This window comes from Faecalicoccus sp. (assembly GCF_036552745.1).
GTDB lineage: Bacteria > Bacillota_I > Bacilli_A > Erysipelotrichales > Erysipelotrichaceae > Faecalicoccus.
The window spans coordinates 1-3,105 of record NZ_JAXKBY010000087.1 but is presented as its reverse complement, the minus strand read 5'-3'; the positions used below and the strand labels follow the sequence as shown (position 1 = coordinate 3,105).

At 37.6% G+C, this 3,105-nt stretch carries 3 protein-coding genes and 1 rRNA gene; 2 read left to right on the top strand and 2 right to left on the bottom strand.

The annotated features are described in order from the left end of the window. Positions 1 to 312, bottom strand: a 16S ribosomal RNA gene (locus U0M88_RS04195); the annotation flags it as partial. Between the two features lie 536 nt (positions 313 to 848). Between U0M88_RS04195 and U0M88_RS04190 the strand changes: the two genes are divergently transcribed. Beyond that, the gene (locus tag U0M88_RS04190) at positions 849 to 1,343 is read left to right on the top strand and encodes a GAF domain-containing protein (protein WP_331869005.1); all 495 of its coding nucleotides are present in this window, start codon (positions 849 to 851) and stop codon (positions 1,341 to 1,343) included. On the opposite strand, the gene U0M88_RS04185 is transcribed toward U0M88_RS04190, so the two are convergent. Then, positions 1,333 to 2,082 (bottom strand): AAC(3) family N-acetyltransferase, encoded by a 750-nt coding sequence (locus U0M88_RS04185; RefSeq protein WP_331869004.1) that lies wholly within the window; start codon positions 2,080 to 2,082, stop codon positions 1,333 to 1,335. The two genes, U0M88_RS04190 and U0M88_RS04185, sit on opposite strands and share 11 nt — an antisense overlap. Positions 2,083 to 2,133: 51 nt before the next feature. Between U0M88_RS04185 and U0M88_RS04180 the strand changes: the two genes are divergently transcribed. Further along, positions 2,134 to 2,955, top strand: a complete 822-nt coding sequence (locus U0M88_RS04180; protein ID WP_331869003.1) for an HAD family hydrolase — start codon at positions 2,134 to 2,136, stop codon at positions 2,953 to 2,955. Positions 2,956 to 3,105 lie beyond the last annotated feature (150 nt).

The window sequence follows — 3,105 nt, the reverse complement described above, 5'->3', positions numbered from 1 at the left end:
CTCAGGCCGGCTACGCATCATCGCCTTGGTGGGCCGTTACCCTCACCAACTAGCTAATGCGCCGCAGGTCCATCCAGCTCCAGAGCCTTTCAGCTCTTTTCATGATGACAAGATGCCTCGCCATCACCTATCCGGTTTTAGTTTCCGTTTCCAGAAATTATCCCGGGCACATGGGCAGGTTACCTACGTGTTACTCACCCGTTCGCCACTGACTTCCAAAAAAAGCAAGCTTTTCTCTTTAGTCCGTTCGACTTGCATGTATTAGGCATGCCGCCAGCGTTCATCCTGAGCCAGGATCAAACTCTCCATTTGATTTAGCTCTTTCAGATGTCCTCTGACATCGTTTTCTCTTTTTCCGAAATTGACGTTTCCTTTTTCTTTCAGGTTTGTTCTTGTTCAGTTTTCAAAGATCTCGCTCAGCGCTTTCCCGCGCCGTGCTCAATTATATTACCAAATCCACTCCCTTCCGTCAACATCTTTTTTCACTTTTTTTATCTTTTTTTAGTCCTTTTTGTTCTACTTACCTTTGTAATCGGTTTCATTGTCAGGTTGTGATTGGATACTGATACATTTGTCGATATTTTACATACATTTCCCTTCCTTTGTGGATTTAAAAAAGAGTCATGTCTTTTTATTTCATGACTCTTCTCAAAAGAAAATCAACTCATCTCTACCATTCCCCGATAGATAAATCCTTATTTTCTGGATGTGATTTCCTCCTTCAAACAAATCATTTATTTTGTGCCCTTATCGTATCACCTTTTCTCTATAAATATAGCCTTGTGTCTTTTTTGGTTTGAAATGTGGCAAAGATGACATATTCTTTTTACTTATGTTACAATCTTTTCATGAATACACTTATATATCAACAATGTAAAAGCTTGATTGATCCAGAGATCCCTTCGATTTCATCCATTTCAAATTTGATGGCTCTGGTCTTTCATGAACTCCCTCATTTAAACTGGGTCGGCCTATACTTAGTACAACAAAACAAAGCAACTTGCACCTTAGGCCCCTTTCAGGGTAAAGTGGCCTGTATGACTATTCCTATTGGAAAAGGTGTTGTAGGAACCTGTGCCCAACAGCAGAAGATGATCGTTGTCGATGATGTTCATTCTTTTGCCGGACATATCGCATGTGATTCGGCCTCACAATCCGAAATTGTCGTTCCCATTTATAACGGCAATACGCTTTTTGCGATTCTGGATGTCGATTCTGACATTAAAGATCGCTTTGCAACCGAAGAGATTTCATTCTTTCAATTTTTAGCCGATCAGATTTCCTCTTTGATTTCCAAAGAAAATCAGTCTATCTACTTAAAAACAGAAGTTGTTAATCCATAACAGCTTCTGTTTCTTGTATCTCATCTAACGATATTCTATATATAGGAAATTTTCCCAAACTTGTTTCTTTTTTATAACAATATCCCAAAAGTTCTTCTTCCATTCCATCAATCTCTGTAACCAAGAATGTTTTAACCGCATTATTTTTTCCTTTTTTGATTACGGCCCGCTGTAAAGACGTAACACCTTTATTTAAAGTCTTCGCAATGGCCGGCAAAAGAACACTTTCTTCTAGCCCCTTATCAAACAATAGATTAATGGCTTGTTGATCGGCAAAGGAAGAAAGAGCATGAGTAAAAGATAGAGGAAAATTCGATCTTTGATCGATCTCCTTTTCTTTCGTATTTCCCCAAAACGCAAAGCTGTAAACCGGATGTGTCGTGCGGGTTACATTTTCATTTTTTAAAAACTGATTGGCCAACGCTCCGTTTTGATCGCAGCTTGTCAATATAGGATGATAACCAAGCTGCCATTCACGTATCTTTTTCCAGTACTCATACTCCACATTGGTCGCAAGGCAGGACGGATCCAGCGTTGAAAAAGAAAAAGTCGGCATGAAAAGACAGCCTTCTGTTCCTATTCTATCCATCAAAACATTCAAAATAGCCTGTTCTTCTCCTATTATATGTTTACAGAATCGATCACTGGCTTGCACACAGACATAGCTTCCTTTTTGAATATGCAGCGTATCCAAGATTGCAGAAATTTCATCGGGCGTTATAAAAATTGGGTTTTTCATGGCATCATCATATCATATTTGATAAGATTGTTCACAGAAAAGAGGGAAATCATGATTTCAATTATTGCCAGTGATTTAGACGAAACATTATTGAATACAAACAAACACGTCGATGCTTATACAATTGAACAAATCAAAAAAGTATCTGACCATGGCATTCAATTTGTTTGCGCAACCGGAAGACCATTTATATCGATTCAAAATACATTAAAAGAAATTGGTCTCTATGATAAAGAAAACACCTATACCATTTCATTAAACGGCGCCTGTGTGACCGAGAACAAAAATAATCGAATCTTATATATGCAGCCGATGGATCATTCTTTGGCAGAGCAAATTTATAAGATTGGTCTTCAATATGATGTATGCGTTCAAGTTTATACGATCGATACCGTTTATGCATATCGTCTTAATGATGATGAACGTGACTTTTTAAAAGGCCGTATGCAGGTAAAAGAAATTCATGAAACGGATCTTACCTTTTTAAAGGATGTCCCAATCATGAAAGTTCTTTATGAAAATACCAGTTTTGACTATCTTCAATCCATTGATGCATCACTTTTGACAAATATCCGCCAAGCTTGCGATCTTTCTTATTCCAGCGCTCGCTACTTTGAGTTTAATAAAAAGGGTGTGCATAAAGGAATCGGATTAAAATTTCTATGCGATCATCTGCACATCGACATAAACAATTCCATGGCTATCGGAGACAACATCAATGATTTAGGAATGCTTAAAACAGCCGGTATAGCGATTGGTGTTAAAAACTTGCACCCATTGATCAAAGATCAAGTTGATCATATCTGTCCTTATACACATAACGAAAATGCGGTTGGGCACATTCTTCATGACTACGTATTAACAAAAAAATAGCCGAATGATCGCAATGTCATTAAGTTAAGACAACTATAACTATACAGGCAATCAAGTCTAGATAGTTTTTTACTAATAAGGCATGACAAAAATTGTAGTATTGCTACTACATTTTTTAAGTTATATAATATGGCCGTTAGTCATATCGAT